The organism is Prevotella sp. C0209C1 (genome assembly GCF_056583855.1).
In genome coordinates, this window is sequence record NZ_JBWPJP010000004.1 from 35,476 (window position 1) to 51,235 (window position 15,760).

At 34.4% G+C, this 15,760-nt stretch carries 21 protein-coding genes; 12 read left to right on the forward strand and 9 right to left on the reverse strand.

Annotated elements, in window-relative coordinates; genetic code table 11:
* Positions 1-22: 22 nt before the first annotated feature.
* From AC1DCD_RS01745 to AC1DCD_RS01770, 6 genes are all read left to right on the forward strand, one after another.
* The gene (locus AC1DCD_RS01745; protein ID WP_036855348.1) at positions 23-1,033 is read left to right on the forward strand and encodes a CdaR family protein; all 1,011 of its coding nucleotides are present in this window, start codon (positions 23-25) and stop codon (positions 1,031-1,033) included.
* Entirely contained in the window at positions 1,030-1,608 is a 579-nt protein-coding gene (gene coaE / locus AC1DCD_RS01750) for a dephospho-CoA kinase (protein ID WP_464639776.1), read from the forward strand. The genes AC1DCD_RS01745 and coaE overlap by 4 nt, the downstream gene beginning before the upstream one ends.
* 21 nt (positions 1,609-1,629) lie before the next feature.
* Positions 1,630-2,076 carry a DUF5606 family protein gene (locus AC1DCD_RS01755; protein WP_036855354.1) on the forward strand — a complete coding sequence of 149 codons (447 nt, stop codon included), beginning with the start codon at positions 1,630-1,632 and terminating at the stop codon, positions 2,074-2,076.
* A gap of 229 nt (positions 2,077-2,305) precedes the next feature.
* The gene (gene dxs / locus AC1DCD_RS01760) at positions 2,306-4,234 is read left to right on the forward strand and encodes a 1-deoxy-D-xylulose-5-phosphate synthase (RefSeq protein ID WP_464639774.1); all 1,929 of its coding nucleotides are present in this window, start codon (positions 2,306-2,308) and stop codon (positions 4,232-4,234) included.
* A 12-nt stretch (positions 4,235-4,246) separates the two neighbouring features.
* On the forward strand, positions 4,247-5,587 hold the full coding sequence (gene trkA / locus AC1DCD_RS01765) for a Trk system potassium transporter TrkA (RefSeq protein ID WP_008451150.1): 1,341 nt from the start codon (positions 4,247-4,249) through the stop codon (positions 5,585-5,587).
* Positions 5,588-5,592: 5 nt separating this feature from the next.
* Positions 5,593-7,050: a TrkH family potassium uptake protein gene (locus tag AC1DCD_RS01770; protein ID WP_464639772.1), complete on the forward strand. Its 1,458-nt coding sequence runs from the start codon at positions 5,593-5,595 to the stop codon at positions 7,048-7,050.
* 49 nt (positions 7,051-7,099) lie between these two features.
* Here AC1DCD_RS01770 and AC1DCD_RS01775 read toward each other — a convergent pair whose 3' ends face one another.
* Positions 7,100-8,872 (reverse strand): DNA polymerase III subunit gamma/tau, encoded by a 1,773-nt coding sequence (locus tag AC1DCD_RS01775; RefSeq protein ID WP_464639770.1) that lies wholly within the window; start codon positions 8,870-8,872, stop codon positions 7,100-7,102.
* Positions 8,873-8,959: 87 nt separating this feature from the next.
* On the reverse strand, positions 8,960-9,697 hold the full coding sequence (kdsB, locus tag AC1DCD_RS01780) for a 3-deoxy-manno-octulosonate cytidylyltransferase (RefSeq protein WP_464639768.1): 738 nt from the start codon (positions 9,695-9,697) through the stop codon (positions 8,960-8,962).
* Positions 9,698-9,779: 82 nt separating this feature from the next.
* Here kdsB and AC1DCD_RS01785 point away from each other — a divergent pair, with 82 nt between their 5' ends.
* From AC1DCD_RS01785 to AC1DCD_RS01795, 3 genes are all read left to right on the forward strand, one after another.
* Positions 9,780-10,568 carry a Rossmann-like and DUF2520 domain-containing protein gene (locus tag AC1DCD_RS01785; protein WP_464639766.1) on the forward strand — a complete coding sequence of 263 codons (789 nt, stop codon included), beginning with the start codon at positions 9,780-9,782 and terminating at the stop codon, positions 10,566-10,568.
* Complete coding sequence (locus AC1DCD_RS01790) at positions 10,565-11,083, forward strand: KdsC family phosphatase (protein WP_008451062.1); 519 nt, start codon at positions 10,565-10,567, stop codon at positions 11,081-11,083. The genes AC1DCD_RS01785 and AC1DCD_RS01790 overlap by 4 nt, the downstream gene beginning before the upstream one ends.
* An 88-nt stretch (positions 11,084-11,171) precedes the next feature.
* Complete coding sequence (locus AC1DCD_RS01795; RefSeq protein ID WP_308532980.1) at positions 11,172-11,735, forward strand: Maf-like protein; 564 nt, start codon at positions 11,172-11,174, stop codon at positions 11,733-11,735.
* A gap of 93 nt (positions 11,736-11,828) precedes the next feature.
* Here the strand turns inward: AC1DCD_RS01795 and AC1DCD_RS01800 are convergent, their stop codons facing one another.
* From AC1DCD_RS01800 to AC1DCD_RS01830, 7 genes are all read right to left on the reverse strand, one after another.
* A complete protein-coding gene (locus AC1DCD_RS01800; protein WP_353586719.1) occupies positions 11,829-11,978 on the reverse strand; it encodes a hypothetical protein in 150 nt (49 codons plus the stop codon).
* A complete protein-coding gene (locus AC1DCD_RS01805; RefSeq protein ID WP_353586717.1) occupies positions 11,972-12,262 on the reverse strand; it encodes a hypothetical protein in 291 nt (96 codons plus the stop codon). Before AC1DCD_RS01805 ends, AC1DCD_RS01800 begins: the two co-directional genes overlap by 7 nt.
* Before the next feature lie 395 nt (positions 12,263-12,657).
* Positions 12,658-12,897 (reverse strand): hypothetical protein, encoded by a 240-nt coding sequence (locus AC1DCD_RS01810; RefSeq protein ID WP_039864068.1) that lies wholly within the window; start codon positions 12,895-12,897, stop codon positions 12,658-12,660.
* A gap of 16 nt (positions 12,898-12,913) precedes the next feature.
* Entirely contained in the window at positions 12,914-13,120 is a 207-nt protein-coding gene (locus AC1DCD_RS01815) for a hypothetical protein (RefSeq protein WP_008447457.1), read from the reverse strand.
* Positions 13,121-13,225: 105 nt separating this feature from the next.
* On the reverse strand, positions 13,226-13,501 hold the full coding sequence (locus AC1DCD_RS01820; RefSeq protein WP_464639762.1) for a hypothetical protein: 276 nt from the start codon (positions 13,499-13,501) through the stop codon (positions 13,226-13,228).
* A gap of 208 nt (positions 13,502-13,709) precedes the next feature.
* Positions 13,710-14,477 carry a PDDEXK-like family protein gene (locus AC1DCD_RS01825; RefSeq protein WP_353586715.1) on the reverse strand — a complete coding sequence of 256 codons (768 nt, stop codon included), beginning with the start codon at positions 14,475-14,477 and terminating at the stop codon, positions 13,710-13,712.
* 20 nt (positions 14,478-14,497) lie between these two features.
* Positions 14,498-14,890, reverse strand: a complete 393-nt coding sequence (locus AC1DCD_RS01830; RefSeq protein WP_008447502.1) for a helix-turn-helix domain-containing protein — start codon at positions 14,888-14,890, stop codon at positions 14,498-14,500.
* 120 nt (positions 14,891-15,010) lie between these two features.
* On the opposite strand from AC1DCD_RS01830, the gene AC1DCD_RS01835 reads away from it, so the two are divergent.
* From AC1DCD_RS01835 to AC1DCD_RS01845, 3 genes are read left to right on the forward strand one after another with little or no spacing between them, the layout of a single operon-like run.
* Complete coding sequence (locus AC1DCD_RS01835) at positions 15,011-15,196, forward strand: hypothetical protein (protein WP_100067220.1); 186 nt, start codon at positions 15,011-15,013, stop codon at positions 15,194-15,196.
* Positions 15,197-15,202: 6 nt separating this feature from the next.
* Positions 15,203-15,430, forward strand: coding sequence for a hypothetical protein (locus AC1DCD_RS01840; RefSeq protein WP_464639759.1), 228 nt, complete (start codon positions 15,203-15,205; stop codon positions 15,428-15,430).
* A gap of 3 nt (positions 15,431-15,433) precedes the next feature.
* On the forward strand, positions 15,434-15,703 hold the full coding sequence (locus AC1DCD_RS01845; RefSeq protein WP_464639757.1) for a hypothetical protein: 270 nt from the start codon (positions 15,434-15,436) through the stop codon (positions 15,701-15,703).
* Positions 15,704-15,760: the final 57 nt, after the last annotated feature.

The window sequence follows — 15,760 nt, forward strand, 5'->3', positions numbered from 1 at the left end:
TTTATATAAAGGTGGAATTTAAATGATGTCTATTCGCTTGATATTTACATTAGATACGGCAAGGAACTTCTTATTGAAGATATTCAGCAAGGAGTTCCTCGTTTTTTTATTCTTCTTGTTTTTAAGTGGAGCATTTTGGCTTATGATGACTTTAAACGAGACGTATGAAAGTGAGCTGACTGTTAATATGAAGTTGATAGACATTCCTAAAAATGTTGTTATAACAGAAGATCCTGACACTATAGTTCGTTTTACTGTACGTGATAAAGGTTTTGTTATAGCTGCATACGAGTTTACAAAAGTGCTAAAACCAGTCTTGGTAAGTTTTCGTTTGTATAACGATGATAGAGGGCATGGTACTGTTTCTTTGGTTGATATTCAGCGTCAGATACAAAATCAGCTTAATAAAGGTACTCGTATAGTTTCATTAAAGGTAGACAATCTTAGTTTTACTTATAATTATGGGTTACATAAGCGTGTTCCTGTGAAGTTTTTGGGATATGTTGCCTCTAATGGCAGTTATAACATATCTCATACTCTTTTTACTCCCGACATGGTAACAGTATATGCTGATAAGGCTACTTTGGATAGTATAAAGAGTGTATACACAGAGAAACAGTATATAACAAAACTAACCGAGACTAAAGATGTAGATGTTAATCTTCGTAAGATAGCCCGAGCAAAGTGTATTCCTAATAAGGTACGCATGAAAATAACGCCTGATGTTCTTACAGAAGAGACAGTTTCAGTGCCTATAGAGGCTATTAATATTCCTAAGGATAAGGTGTTAAGGACTTTTCCAGGTAAGGTAAATGTAAGGTTTATAGTAGGTGCTTTTAGGTTACAGTCTATGCCAAGAAACAGCGAGACAAAAGAGCTGTTACCTACAGGTTTTAAAGTAGTAGCCGATTATAGTAAGTTGGTGGAAGGACATTCAGATAAATGTCGTATTTATATTGCAGCAAGTCCTACAGATATTCGTAATGTTCAGCTTACAACAACATCTGTCGATTATGTTATAGAACAACGATGAAAATAGCAATTACAGGAGGTATAGGTAGTGGTAAATCGTACGTCTGCAAGCTTCTTCAACAGCGCGGAATAGCAGTATACGATAGTGATGCACAGGCTAAAAGATTGATGTCTTCTTCTGCTGTTATTCAGCAGCAGTTAAGTAATCTGGTAGGTAAGAATATCTTTGTAAAAGGTATATTGCAAAAAGCAGTATTGACACGTTATCTTCTTTCCGATTCTCAGCATGTAAAAGCTATTAACGATATAGTTCACCCTGTAGTAGCAACCGATTTTATATCGTCTGGTTACGATTGGATAGAGAGTGCAATATTTTTTGATAGTGGTTTCGATAAGCGTATAAAAATAGACAAGGTGGTGTGTGTAACAGCTCCTGAGCAAGTACGTATATATCGTATAATGTGTCGTGATAACATAACAGAGGATAAGGCACGTGCATGGATTAAACGTCAGTTGCCAGAGTGTGAAATATTGGCTCGCAGCAATTATAATATTATAAATGATGGTAAAAAGGATCTTGATAAGCAGATAACTGCAATTCTTGCCTCCTTACAAAAAGATAGTAAAAATATATAATAATAAAAAGATTAAGAGAAAATGTTACAGACAATTCTTTCAATTTCCGGAAAACCGGGTCTTTACAAGTTAGTAAGCCGTGGTAATAATAATCTTATAGTGGAAGTTCTTGATGAAACAAAAAAACGTCAGCCTATATTTGCCACGGATCGTGTTACCAGCCTTGCTGATATAGCTATATTTACAGATAGTGAAGATATGCCACTTGGAGAGGTTCTTGCCAAGGTGCGTGATAAGGAAGAAGGTAAGGAATGTTCGCTTAATTGGCGCAAAGCCTCATCAAAAGAGCTTCAATGTTATTTTGCAGAAGTGCTTCCTTCTTTCGATCGCGACAGAGTGCATAATAGTGATATTAAAAAGTTATTACAATGGTATGACCTTCTTATAAAAGCAGGAGTTACTGATTTTGAGAAAGAAATGAAGCCTACCAAGGGTGATCACATTCAGGATCGTCAGCAGCAAGAATAATCTTTTAGTTGCATTTTATAGCTTTTTATAATAATAATATAAGCTATGGTGCATTGTGCTATTAACCAGCAAGTGTGAAAAAATAGATATAACACTTGCTGGTTTTTCTTTATTATAGGCTTATTTAGAGTTTATATAATAGTAGTCATTAGTAAATTACTTTTAAAAGTCTTTGCCTTTTAAGCTATTTAGCGTATCTTTGCAGCCATAGTCATTTTTATCTACGATAATGTTGAGCGAGAATAAGTATAAATACTTAGGGCAGATAAGATATCCTTCTGATTTGAGAAGTTTGCCGATAGAATCACTTCCAGAAGTATGTAAGGAGTTGCGAAGCAAGATAATAGAAGAGGTAGCTGTAAATCCGGGTCATTTGGCTTCGAGTTTGGGTGCTACAGAAATTACTATAGCTTGTCATTATGTCTTTAATACTCCTGATGATCGTATAGTGTGGGATGTGGGGCATCAAGCATATGGTCATAAGATTATTACAGGTCGTGGTGATATTTTTTATACTAATAGGAAGCTGCATGGTCTTATGCCTTTTCCTTCTCCAAAGGAAAGTGAGTATGATACTTTTACTTGTGGTCATGCTTCTAACTCTATTTCAGCTGCGTTAGGTATGGCTGTTGCAGCTAAATTACAGAATAAAAAACGTCATGTAGTGGCAATAATAGGTGATGGTGCTATGAGTGGCGGTTTAGCTTATGAGGGGCTGAACAATGTTTCTAGTCAGCCTAACGATCTTCTTATCATATTAAATGACAACGAAATGTCTATAGATCGTGCTGTAGGCGGCATGGAGCAATATCTTATAGGTTTGAATACTAATGAAACTTATAATAAAATTCGCAATCGTGCATCTATATGGTTTGAAAAGAAGGGACTGTTAACAGAAGAACGTAAGAAAGGCATTATCCGTCTTACTAATTCTTTAAAATCGGTTCTTGCTCGTCAGCAGAATATTTTTGAAGGAATGAATATACGTTATTTTGGTCCTTTTGATGGTAATAATGTAAGCGAGTTAGTACGTATTCTTAGGCAGTTGAAGGATATGAAAGGACCAAAATTACTTCATTTACGAACAGTAAAAGGTAAGGGTTATGAGCCTGCAGAGAAGAGTGCTACCGTTTGGCATGCGCCCGGCAAGTTTGATCCAGCTACAGGCGAGCGTGTAGAGCAGGTATCATCTAAAGTTAATCCCCCTAAATATCAATATGTCTTTGGTAAGACTTTACTCGAATTAGCTCGACAAAATAATGCTATTGTAGGTGTTACGCCTGCTATGCCTACAGGGTGCTCTATGAATATTGTTATGGACGAAATACCTGAACGCTGTTTCGATGTTGGTATAGCAGAGGGGCATGCTGTAACATTTTCAGCAGGTATGGCAAAAGATGGTCTTATTCCTTTTTGTAATATTTATAGTTCGTTTTTACAACGTGCATATGATAATATTATTCATGATGCTGCCATTCTTAATTTACCCGTAGTGCTTTGTTTAGACCGTGCAGGCTTGGTAGGTGAAGATGGAGCTACTCATCATGGTGCTTTCGACTTAGCTTTTCTTCGTCCTATCCCTAATCTTACCATATCTGCTCCTATGAACGAGCACGAGTTACGTAAGTTAATGTATACAGCACAGTTACCCGATAAAGGTACTTTCGTTATTCGTTATCCTCGTGGCAATGGTGTGTTAAATGATTGGGAATGTCCTTTAGAAGAAATAACTGTAGGTAAAGGGCGCAAGATACGTGAAGGTAACAAGTTAGCAGTATTGAGTATTGGTACTATAGGCAATGATGTAGAACGTGCTATAGATGCTATTGAATTGGAAAAGAAATTTAATAAAACTTCTTTGATAGCTCATTATGATATGCGTTTTTTGAAACCTTTAGATGAAGCTATTCTACAGTATGTAGGGCAGACGTTTAGCTATGTTATAACGGTAGAGGACGGCGTAAGAGCTGGTGGATTAGGAACAGCTATATCAGAATGGATGGGCGATCACGGCTTCACTCCTCATATTGTTCGTTTAGGTTTGCCAGACACTTTTGTAGAACAAGGAACAGTGGAAGAGCTAAAACATATCTGTAGTATAGATATATGTGGAATAAAGAAAGAAATAATAAACGGTTTAGAAACTGTTTTACAATAAAAAATAAATATAATGAAGATAGTTATAGCAGGAGCATATGTTATTGGAACTTATTTGTCTAAGCTGTTAGCACGTGATAAACATGACATAACACTTATAAGTGGAAACTCCGAAAACCTTGATAATTTAAGTAGTGAATATGATTTGTTAACAATAGACGCATCTCCTTCTAGCTTTAAGGCACAGAAAGAAGCAGGGGTACAAGATGCTGATTTGTTTGTTGCAGTAACACCTGACGAGCATGTAAATCTCACTTCTTGTCTTATTGCCCATAGTTTAGGAGCAAAGAAAACAGTGGCTAAGGTAGATAATCCGGAATATGTAGAGGCTAATAACTTGGCAGAGTTTAAGTCGATGGGTATTAATAGTATAGTGCTTCCAGACTTATTAGCAGCAAAGGATATTGTAAATGGTTTGAAGATGTCATGGGTGCGCCAAAGATGGGACGTTCATGGTGGTGCTTTGGTAATGCTTTGTATTAAGCTTCGTAGTACTTGTACTATTTTAGATAGACCTTTAAAGGAAACAGCAGGACCAGAGGAGCCTTATCATGTGCTTGCTATTAAACGTCATGGTGAAACAATTATACCAGGTGGTAATAGTGTTTTAAAGAAGCACGATTTAGTGTACTTTATGACAACAAAGAATTATATCCCTTATCTTCGTAAGGTAGTAGGCAAGGAACATTATGTAGATGTTAAAAACGTAATGATTATGGGTGGTGGAAGTACTGCTGTTAGGGCAGTAGAGATATTGCCAGATTATATGAATGTAAAAGTTATAGAACAAGACATTGATCGCTGTGAGTATCTTAATGAGGTATTAAAAGAAGATACTTTGGTAATAAATGGTGATGGTCGTGATCTTAGTTTGTTAACAGAAGAAGGTATTCTTAGTACCCAAGCTTTTGTATCGTTAGCATCTAATGCAGAAACAAATATTTTAGCTTGTCTTACAGCTAAAGAAAAAGGAGTGCGTAAGACGGTAGCAATGGTAGAGAATGAAGATTATTATTATATGGCAGAGAGTCTAGATATAGGTACTCTTGTTAATAAAAAAGCAGTAGCAGCAAGTCATATATACCAAATGATGCTCGATGCAAATGTAGAAAACGTTAAATTTCTTATGTCTGTAAATGCAGATGTTGCAGAGTTTATTCCAGTAGAAGGTTCTAAAATAACTCAAAAAGAGGTAAAAGATATTCATCTACCCCAAGGAGTAATAATAGGAGGGGTTGTACGTGGCAATGAAGGAATCCTTGTTTCTGGTAATAGTCATATTCAGGCAGGAGATATTGTAGTGATGTTTTGTCACAATGTTGATTTGAAGAAAGTAGAAAATTTATTTCTATAAGAGAAATGTTAAATATTAAATTGATAAGTAAAATCATAGGTTCTTTGCTCGTCTTAGAAGCTATGTTGATGTTAGTATGCCTTGTAGTAGCTTTGTTTTATAGAGGTAATGATGTTTATCCTTTTATGTGGAGTATTGGCATTACTGCTTTGGTAGGGTTACTATTCCGTTTATATGGTATTAATGCAGATAATAATTTAAGCAGAAAAGATGCCTATTTTGTAGTTACTATAATTTGGGTATTATTCTCTTCATTTGCTACTTTGCCTTTTCTTATAAGTGGTTATTTGAGTAGTTTCACTGATGCTTATTTTGAAATGATGTCTGGATTTACTACGACAGGAGCATCTATTATTAATTTTCCAGAGAAATTTCCTCAAGGTCTTTTATTTTGGCGTTCTTTAACTCATTGGATAGGTGGCTTGGGGATTGTCTTTTTTACTGTTGCTATATTACCTTCTTTAGTAGGCGGATCGGTGAAGGTTTTTGATGCAGAGTCTACAGGCCCTATAAAGAGTAAACTTCATCCGAGGTTGACTACAGGTTCAAAGTGGATTTGGGTAGTTTATATAGTTCTAACCATTATATGTTTACTTTCATATAAAATATGTGGAATGGGGTGGTTTGATGCTTGTAATTATTCTATGGCTACTACAGCAACAGGTGGTTTCGGTACATCGAGTACATCTATAATGGGTTTTCACAAACCTGCGCTCGACTATGCTGTAGCTTTTTTTTGTTTTATTTCTGGTGTCAATTTTACAGTACTTTATGCTTCAGCTACAGGACTAAATATTAAAACTTTATTAAAGAATAGTGAGATAAAGTTTTATACTATTATGGTATTATTCTTTTCAGGTTTTATAGCTTTTGAATTGGTAAGATATAATCACTACGAAATAGAACATGCTATTCGTAGTGCCTTGTGTCAGGTATGTTCTATTATTACAACAACAGGGTGTTTTAGTGATGATGCAGGATTGTGGCCTCATATAACGTGGGTTATTCTTACAGTAGGTATGGTGATAGGTGGCTGCTCTGGTTCTACAAGTGGTGGTGTGAAAAGTATACGAATAGTGATGCTTTTTAAAGTATTGAGAAATGAGTTTAGGCAGATTATACATCCTAATGCTGTGCTGCCTATGAAGATAGATGGCGTTAATATTCCAATGAAACAACGTGTAACTGTAGTATCTTTTATAGGATTATATATAGGTGTAGTGTTTATAAGTGCTTTTATAATGATTATGCTTGGTTTGAATGATATAGATTCTATTACTGTTACTATAAGTTGTCTTAGTAATGTAGGTCCTGCATTTGGCAAGGAGGTAGGTCCTACGCAGTCATGGGCAGCCTTTCCTGATGCTATAAAATGGATGTGTTCTTGTTTGATGCTTTTAGGACGTTTAGAGTTCTTTGGCGTTTTAGTACTGTTTTCTCGAGATTATTGGAAGAATAACTAAAACATATCTTTATAGTATTTTATAAAATGTATTGTTGATAAGATATATTTTATCCTAAATCGAGATTGAAAGTATCTATAAGTAGAGTAAGAGCTTTGTTTTCTCTTTTAAGTTTTTCGAGTGTTTCATATGGTGAAAGGACGGGTATAATCTCGTCCTTTTCTGCTAATCTTATAAGTATATTTATTTTACCATTTCTTAGTTCTTTAGCCATAGTAGAACGTATCCTTGACTTTATAGCCAACAGTTCATTAAGCTGGATATTGTTTTCTGCAAGAACTTGAATTTCAGGGAAAGTAGTAATGGTTGGTGTTATATTCTTCATTCTAGAAGCCAAAGCTTGCATACTTTTAGGCATTCTAGAACACATGGCTCGCCATTGTATTAGCAATTCTTCTTCTGTAAATGTTTCATTATCATTTTTATTAATTACCTCTGCATCTTCTATTATAACATTATCTTTTTTATCATTTTTCAGAAGATGACCAAAAGAATTGCCTATGCTGCTAAGCTGCAAATTGAGTTTTACTTGCTTTGCTGTTAGTTGTGAAGAAGAAACATCTGTACTATTGTTGTTAGAGGAAGAAGGTTTAACCTCATTTGTATGTTTAGTACTCCCAGCTACCTGCAAAACTGTTTTCTGCTGAGTACTAATCACTATTTTTTTAAACAGGCTTTTTAATCTTTTGGGGCTACGCCCCGATGAGGAATCGTCAGTATTATCATCTATTTGCGTTATCTGTGCTACTTCAATGAGTGTTATTTCTGCAAGAAGACGTTTATTAGAGCTTTGTCTATAATTAATATCACATTGATTCATTTTTTCTAATGCTCTGTATAGAAACGTTATAGGACATTTTGATGCCTGATTCTTATAACGTTCCATTTGTTGCTTGCTAACCTCTATTAAGGGCAATGTTGATGTATCTTTTGCCATAAGTATATTGCGTACATGGGCAGCTAATCCGTTTATTATTCTACCGGGATCGAAACCTCTGTTAATAGCATTATTAAGAAGCAGCATAATTTCACTAACCTTATTTTGTAAAGATAGGTCTATAATGTTGAAATAATTATCAATATCTAACACATTAAGATCTTCTGTAACTTTTTGATAAGTTATTTTACCTTGTGAGAAACTTGCTACTTGATCAAATATTGAAAGAGCATCACGCATACCCCCATCAGCTTTTTCTGCAATGACATTGAGCGCACTCTCTTCATAAGTAATATTTTCTTTTTCAGCTACTTTTTCAAGGTGTTTTATAATGTCGGCTACTGACATACGCTCAAAATCATATATCTGACATCGTGATAAAATAGTAGGTAGAATTTTATGTTTTTCTGTTGTAGCAAGAATAAATATTATTTGTGCTGGTGGCTCTTCTAAAGTTTTAAGAAAGGCATTAAAAGCTTGTGATGAAAGCATATGCACCTCATCTATTATAAATACTTTATATTTGCCTATTTGTGGAGGTATACGAGTTTGCTCCATTAGTTCTTTTATGTTTTCTACAGAGTTATTGCTTGCAGCATCTAATTCGAATATATTATAACTTCTTCCTTCATTAAAAGCTTTACAGCTTTCACATTCATTACATGCTTCACCGTCTGAAGCAGGGTGCTCACAGTTTATTGCTTTAGCAAATATTCTTGCAGTAGTAGTTTTACCTACTCCACGAGGACCACAAAAAAGGTAGGCATGTGCGAGTTTTCCACTTATGACAGCATTCTTTAATGTTGTAGTTAAGGAACTTTGCCCTACTACAGAACTAAAAGTAGCAGGTCTGTATTTACGTGCTGATACAATGTATTCGCTCATAATTTATTTCGTCTTATATGTTTATTCTTTTTGCAAATTTATATAAAAAGACTGATTATATAGTCAATCACTATACTTTTTTAAGTCTTAACGAGTTAAAAAAATCTCAGCTTTTTGTAGATCTTCAGGCGTGTCGATACCAATAGTTTCTATATCTGTAATACCTACTTTTATTTTATAACCATTCTGAAGCCAACGCAATTGTTCAAGGCTTTCTGCTATCTCAAGAGGGGATTGTTGTAACTTACTTATTTCTTTCAATACTTCTGTTTTATAAGCATACAGCCCTATATGTTTTAAAAACGGAAAATTAGCAAGCCATTCTTTAGTTTCTTTCCCACGAATGAACGGAATAGGAGAGCGTGAAAAATACATTGCATAATTATTATTATCTAATACAATCTTTGGAGAATTAGGATTTTGTACATCTTCTATTTTACCAAAGCGTTTACCTAATGTAGCTATTTGTGTTTGAGAGTCATCAAAACAATCTATTACTGTTTTTATCTGGCTTGCTTGGATAAAAGGTTCATCACCTTGTATATTTATAACAACATCATATTTTTCTCCTATTTTATCTATAGCTTCACAGATTCTATCTGTACCACTTTTATGCTTATTATTTGTCATAATAACATTGCCATGAAAGCTTTTTACAGCTTCATATATTCTTTCATCATCAGTAGCAACATAAACATCTTTAAGTGCTTTTTTTACCTGTATGTATACACGCTCTATCACCATTTTACCTCCTAAGATAGCTAAGGGCTTCCCTGGAAAACGTGAAGAAGCATAACGTGCAGGGATAATTCCAACAAACTTCATTTTCTATTTATTTTAATTATTATGGAAAACAAAGGTAAAATTTATTTGTGAAATTCCAATATAAATTGTAATTTTGTTTGGTATGAAAGTGGTTTTAATAGGGGCGGGGAATTTAGCTACTAATTTGGGTAAAGCTTTTAAAAAAGCAGGTATAGAAGTGGTGCAGGTATATAGTAGGACTAAGAAATCTGCAAAACTTTTATCAGATATTCTTGTCTGTAATTGGACTATAGATATACAAGAAATAGTAGATGATGCTGATTATTACATTTTTTCTGTAAAAGACAATGTCTTGGAACAATTGATAATAGATGTTTGTTCACATATAAAAACAGGAATTTTTCTTCATACAGCAGGTTCAATGAGTTGTGATGTTTTTAAGAATAAAGTAAATAAATATGGTGTATTCTATCCATTACAAACTTTTTCCAAAAATAGTTACGTTGATTTTGAAAATATTCCTATATTTATAGAGGGAAATAGTATAGAAGTTTCTCAACAGTTAGAAATGCTAGCAAAGAAGATTTCTATAAATGTATATACACTTACAAGTGAGGTGCGACAATATATACATCTATCCGCTGTATGGGTTTGTAACTTTGTAAATCATTGTTATTCAATAGGACAAGATATTTTAGCACAACATGGAATACCTTTTAAAGTTTTATTACCTCTAATATATGAAACTACAAAGAAGGTTAGCTATTTACAACCAAAAGAAGCGCAAACAGGACCAGCTGTTCGAGGTGATAAGAATATTATAGAGAAACATATTAAATTAATGCATGATAATCCTCAATGGCAAGAACTTTATAAAAACTTTTCGCAAAATATTTATGATATGAGCTCTTCTAAAAAAAAAACATTATGATAAATTATAATCTAAAAAAAATTAAAGCTTTAGTTTTTGACGTTGATGGAGTGTTGTCAGCCTCTACTGTTATTATGGATAATAATGGTGAGCCTATACGCACAATGAATGTAAAAGACGGATATGCTATACAATTAGCAATTCGATTGGGGCTTAAAGTAGCTATTATAACAGGTGGTAGGAATGAATATATTAGAAAGCGTTATGCTTATCTTGGAGTGGAAGATATTTATCTTAACTGCTCTGTAAAAATACAATCTTGGAATAATTTTCTTCATAAACATAAATTGCATGCAGAGGAAGTTATTTATGTAGGAGACGATATTCCTGATTATGAAGTAATGCAGCACTGTGGTTGTCCTTGCTGTCCTAAAGATGCTTGCACAGAAATAAAGCAAATATCTAATTATATTAGCGATTTTATCGGTGGCAAAGGTATTGCACGTGATATTATAGAACAAGTATTAAAGGCTCAAGGTAAATGGTTGATGAATGCTAAAGCATTTGGTTGGTAATCCTATTTCAGTTAAAATATATATCCAACATATATATATATATTATTAGTTTAAATATGCATATTAAACTTATCTTGTTATTTTGATTATGAAAATAATTTTAGCAAGTAATTCTCCTCGTCGGCGCGAATTATTAATGGGCTTAGGAATTAAATTTGAAGTAAAAGTATTGCCCAATATATCTGAAGAATATCCTAAAAATCTACCAACTATGGATATAGCTGAATATATAGCATATCTTAAAGCCAAAGCATATAAGGAGAGTATAGAAGAAAACGAATTAATTATTACAGCTGATACTATAGTTATCTTGGGTAATCAAGTATTAGGGAAACCTAAGAATGAAAACCAAGCTAAGTATATGTTACAGTCAATCAGTGGGAAAAAGCATAAGGTAGTAACTGGAGTATGCATAACAACTAATACTTTACAGCGTCACTTCTCAGTATCTACAGACGTTACTTTTAAAGTTTTGAAAGAAAGCGAAATAAATTATTATATACACAAATATAAGCCATTTGATAAAGCTGGAGCATATGGCATTCAAGAGTGGATAGGTTATGTTGGTGTAACTTCTATAAATGGTAGTTACTTTAACGTAATGGGGCTTCCCGTGCAGAGGTTATGGGAAGAACTATGTGAAATAATTTAGTATTAAATTTCATGAAACAAGCATAAGATTAATATAATGAGAATTATGATAAATAAGATTTAACCTGTACGCAGTTCTGCTAACTGTTTATTGTTAATAACTCCAGCCTTGACAAAGTTCCTTTATAGCTCTATTAGCATCTTTCTCGTTTGCATAGAAATCAGATAGACGGTCGTACTGCGCGAGTGAGCGTACAATATTACTAAATATATTATCTGGAACAACCTTACCAAACTTTACCACACTTCTAGCTTACTCTCTAACTTCATTTCATGTGCATTGAAACGTACAAATGTAGCAGCATCATCGGTATGGTAATAATTCTTCAGGTACAAAATGTACACGGGGAATGCTGCATTTTTTTGAACCTGCTTTGCTGTAAGTCCGTATTTCTGTGGAAACTCACGCAGATAATCAATATACGCTTCGTATGTTCCTTGCTTTGCTGCAAGTTCGCCCGCTATATTGCGCCCATTACCACTTAATTGTATATCGTTGGTAAATCTGTGGTAAGTCGCCCTGTCCACCTATGGTGTAAGTTTTGGTAAGTTTGGACATTCAAAAGTACACGGAAAGTGTGTACAAATGCACATACGCCCCTTTACGAAATTAGGCTGTAACCCCTGTTTTACTAAGGAGTTATAGCCTAATTACCTGTATGTTAGTTAATTGCGTTTTATTCTTCTACTGCTGCTTGCGCCGCAGAAAAAAATGATTGAACATCGTGCAGTTAGAGTACTTGTGTAAACAACTTATAGTCTCCATTTCTTGATATTTAATTCATTGTTTTTGCTTTATTATTTGTGCCGGCTGTGAGTTATTTCGTAAAATCGCAAATTTGCCCATTTCCTTTCGTTTCTACCGCTTCGAACGCCAAAGACGATAAAGTAATTGTACTCGATTTTTTAACGGCTTAAAATAGCTATTTTTGCCTTAGACTAATTTTCTTAGGCATCAAGTCGTGCCTCTGCCATGAATATGGGTCGTTGTCGAAATCTACGATGCCAACCCTGTATGTTCGTGTCCATTTGTCAAAGACCGCATAGGTATCATCAGATATCTTTATGTAGTGATAACGGTTGTCCTCTGCTATCAGATAAATACAACCTGTTAGTAGCAACCAGATGATAATTTTAGCTAAGTTATAATATTTATCAGCCATACTTATTTCTTTGCCATTATTGATTATCTTTGAAAAAGAGTTTATGTATTATTGGCTTTAATATAAAGAAAATACCAATGCCTACAAAAAATCCTGCATACATGAGTGCCTGTCCAATACGTATAGCAAATAATTTCTCTACCCAAGCCATAATGAATGAGACTGCAAGAATACAAAGGATAAACACTGCTACCAAAACCAAATTATAAATTCCTTTTTTCATTCCTAATCTTATTATTTATCTTGTTGTATCGTTATTAAAATTTGGAAGCTCTGTGCGCGATTCTGCAAACCGTTCATACAGCATAACAGTTCTCTTAAATTAATTCTACCTAAAATCTTTATAATCCAAAGTCACAACTCCTATTAATCTTCCATCTTCATCAATATAGTTGTATCGGAATTTTAGACCTAACAACTTACATACTTCTGAAAAATTCTTCATTCCAAAGCTGTATTTCCCTTTTGCGTATATTTGTTTCAGCCGTGCCTTCATATTTTTCTTCACGTTATACATTATCTCTTTTTTCTCAGCCTCTTCTAAAAGACTCCAATCTATATTCGTAACATAATTAGTTGTTACAGTCCAATTATAGAACACCATCGACCTTAACTCGGTAACTTTATCAACATGTATAGGACATTGCTGATTTATGGTACGACATATATCAATCCATTGCTTTTTATAATAACCTTTCTATTGTGCCGTCATATGGACTTGCGAGAAGGAAAGCAAAAAACACATAGAAGCTATAAATAACAAAAGTATTCTCTTCATACATCAAAAACTAATAATGCCTTTTTCATCGTTACTACAAATCAAAATTGTTCATATTAAATGTTACCTCGTCCCTGTCTTTGTCGTTATACATCCATGCTTTACCAGTTCTTTGGTCAAACTCTATCTTTATTGAAAGATTTTTCCCATCGCCACCTGGCTGTGGTATGACTTTCTTATACATCAGCCGTTGTATGTCATTGTTGGTAAATGTAAAAAACAGATTTCTGTCCTCTTCGTTAAAAGAACATCTTGCAACTAATATGTATCTTATCTGTGTACCTACAAACGTATCAAACCTTTCTTGCTTTATTTGGAAATAAAACCTATTTTGCTGTTCTACATTCTTGGTCTTCACTTGGATATAATAAAATACATTATTCTTGGATGCAACAAGGTCTATGCCCTCATCAACCATCATGTTATTGACGTTATAGCCATGAAAAAGCAACTCGCCCATAACGACACATTCTCCACCTTTACCCATATAGTTTGTATCTACTATAGGGGTATTAGGGTTGTTTATAGCCTTTGCTTTCTTCCTTGATTTTGAGTAATAGGGACTTGAATACCGAAGATATGGATCCGCACTATTCTTATCTGCTTTCAGTACGTCTTCAACTCGTTTTGCTATTTCATTTTCTGTTATAAACTTTCCCTCTTCATTCTCATTTCCAAAAAGACCGACCTCAAATTTTTGAACATAGTAAGAAATAATATCTTTCCGCTTCTTTTTGATTGCATAGGTTTTAATGATATTTTCAAGGATGTCGTTAATGGTTATCTCATCTAAGTTTTTCATAAGTCAAGGCTGTTTGAAAGTTATTTGTTCATTTTCTCATACACTCTTATCAATCGCTCTTTCTCCTCCAGCAACGCCTCAAGTGACTTGATACGCTCCTGCATCACAGCCACGTCCGCCAACGTTACATTAGTGGCATTGCCGTGAACGCTGCTATTGTCTCCTGTAACGATACTTCCATTATCCGCTTTGATTATCTTGGTAGCACGAAGCATTTCACCCTCACCTCCACTAAGAAGCCAATCTCCTGACAAATATTCGCATTTTGAATATATTAGCTCTATATCGAAAGAGTTGCGACCTAACCATGTGTTTATGGTTTGTGGCTTTATTCCCAACTTTGCTGCAAATTTAGCCTTATTACCATTAGTATAGTAATTTACAAGGCTTTCAAGAATGTCTTTCTTTTCCATATTGTAAATGTTAAATAATTCAAAATGAATACACAAAGTTCGCAATATGCTTGTTGTTTAAAAGCAGAATGAATATCTTTGCACTATAAAGTTAAAATTATAAATTGACATATCAAAACAATGGTAAGAAAAAGTTTATCAAAACAAATGTACGAAATGGCAGTCGGTGCGGAAATAGAATTTCCTGTTGAGCGAATTAGTACTGTTCAGAGTATTGCCAGCACATCAGGTTTGCGATACGACCGCAAATATACCACTGAGACCGATAGAGTAAAGCGAGTTATCAAAGTTAAACGATTAAAGTAAATAGTTATGAAGAAGTATTTTTCAATCTACAAGAATTGGCGCAATTACGTATTGTTTGCCATCTTCACCGTCTCACTATTCTTTTTGTTTAGTGATACCAACAATACGTTGATGTTATTATTGACAAAAACTTTTGCTTTAGTCGGCTTTGCTGCTTTCTACAAACTGTTCAAGCACTGGGATAGTCTCGGCAAGATTAAGGAACTGTCAGACTTGGCAAAAGAAGAGGATTAAGCTATGGTTCAATTAGTATTCTCTGACAAGGTGGTTTCATACGACACGTTTATGAACGACTTAGCTGCTCGTTTAGCTTCGTTTTTACAGCAAGACAGGAATGAGCCTGAAATGATAAGCCAACGAAAAGCCTACAGTATGTTCGGACGTGGCAATGTTGACAGGTGGCGTAAGAAAGGGTTGATACATCCATATAAGAGACCTGGCAAGGTAGAATATTCCACAAAAAGGCTAAGAGTACTTCAGCGCACAGAGCAAGACTACTTCGAGTAGTCTATTAGGCTCGGTAGTGTACGCAGGGCACGCTCGATAAGTGGAGATTTGGGTCGA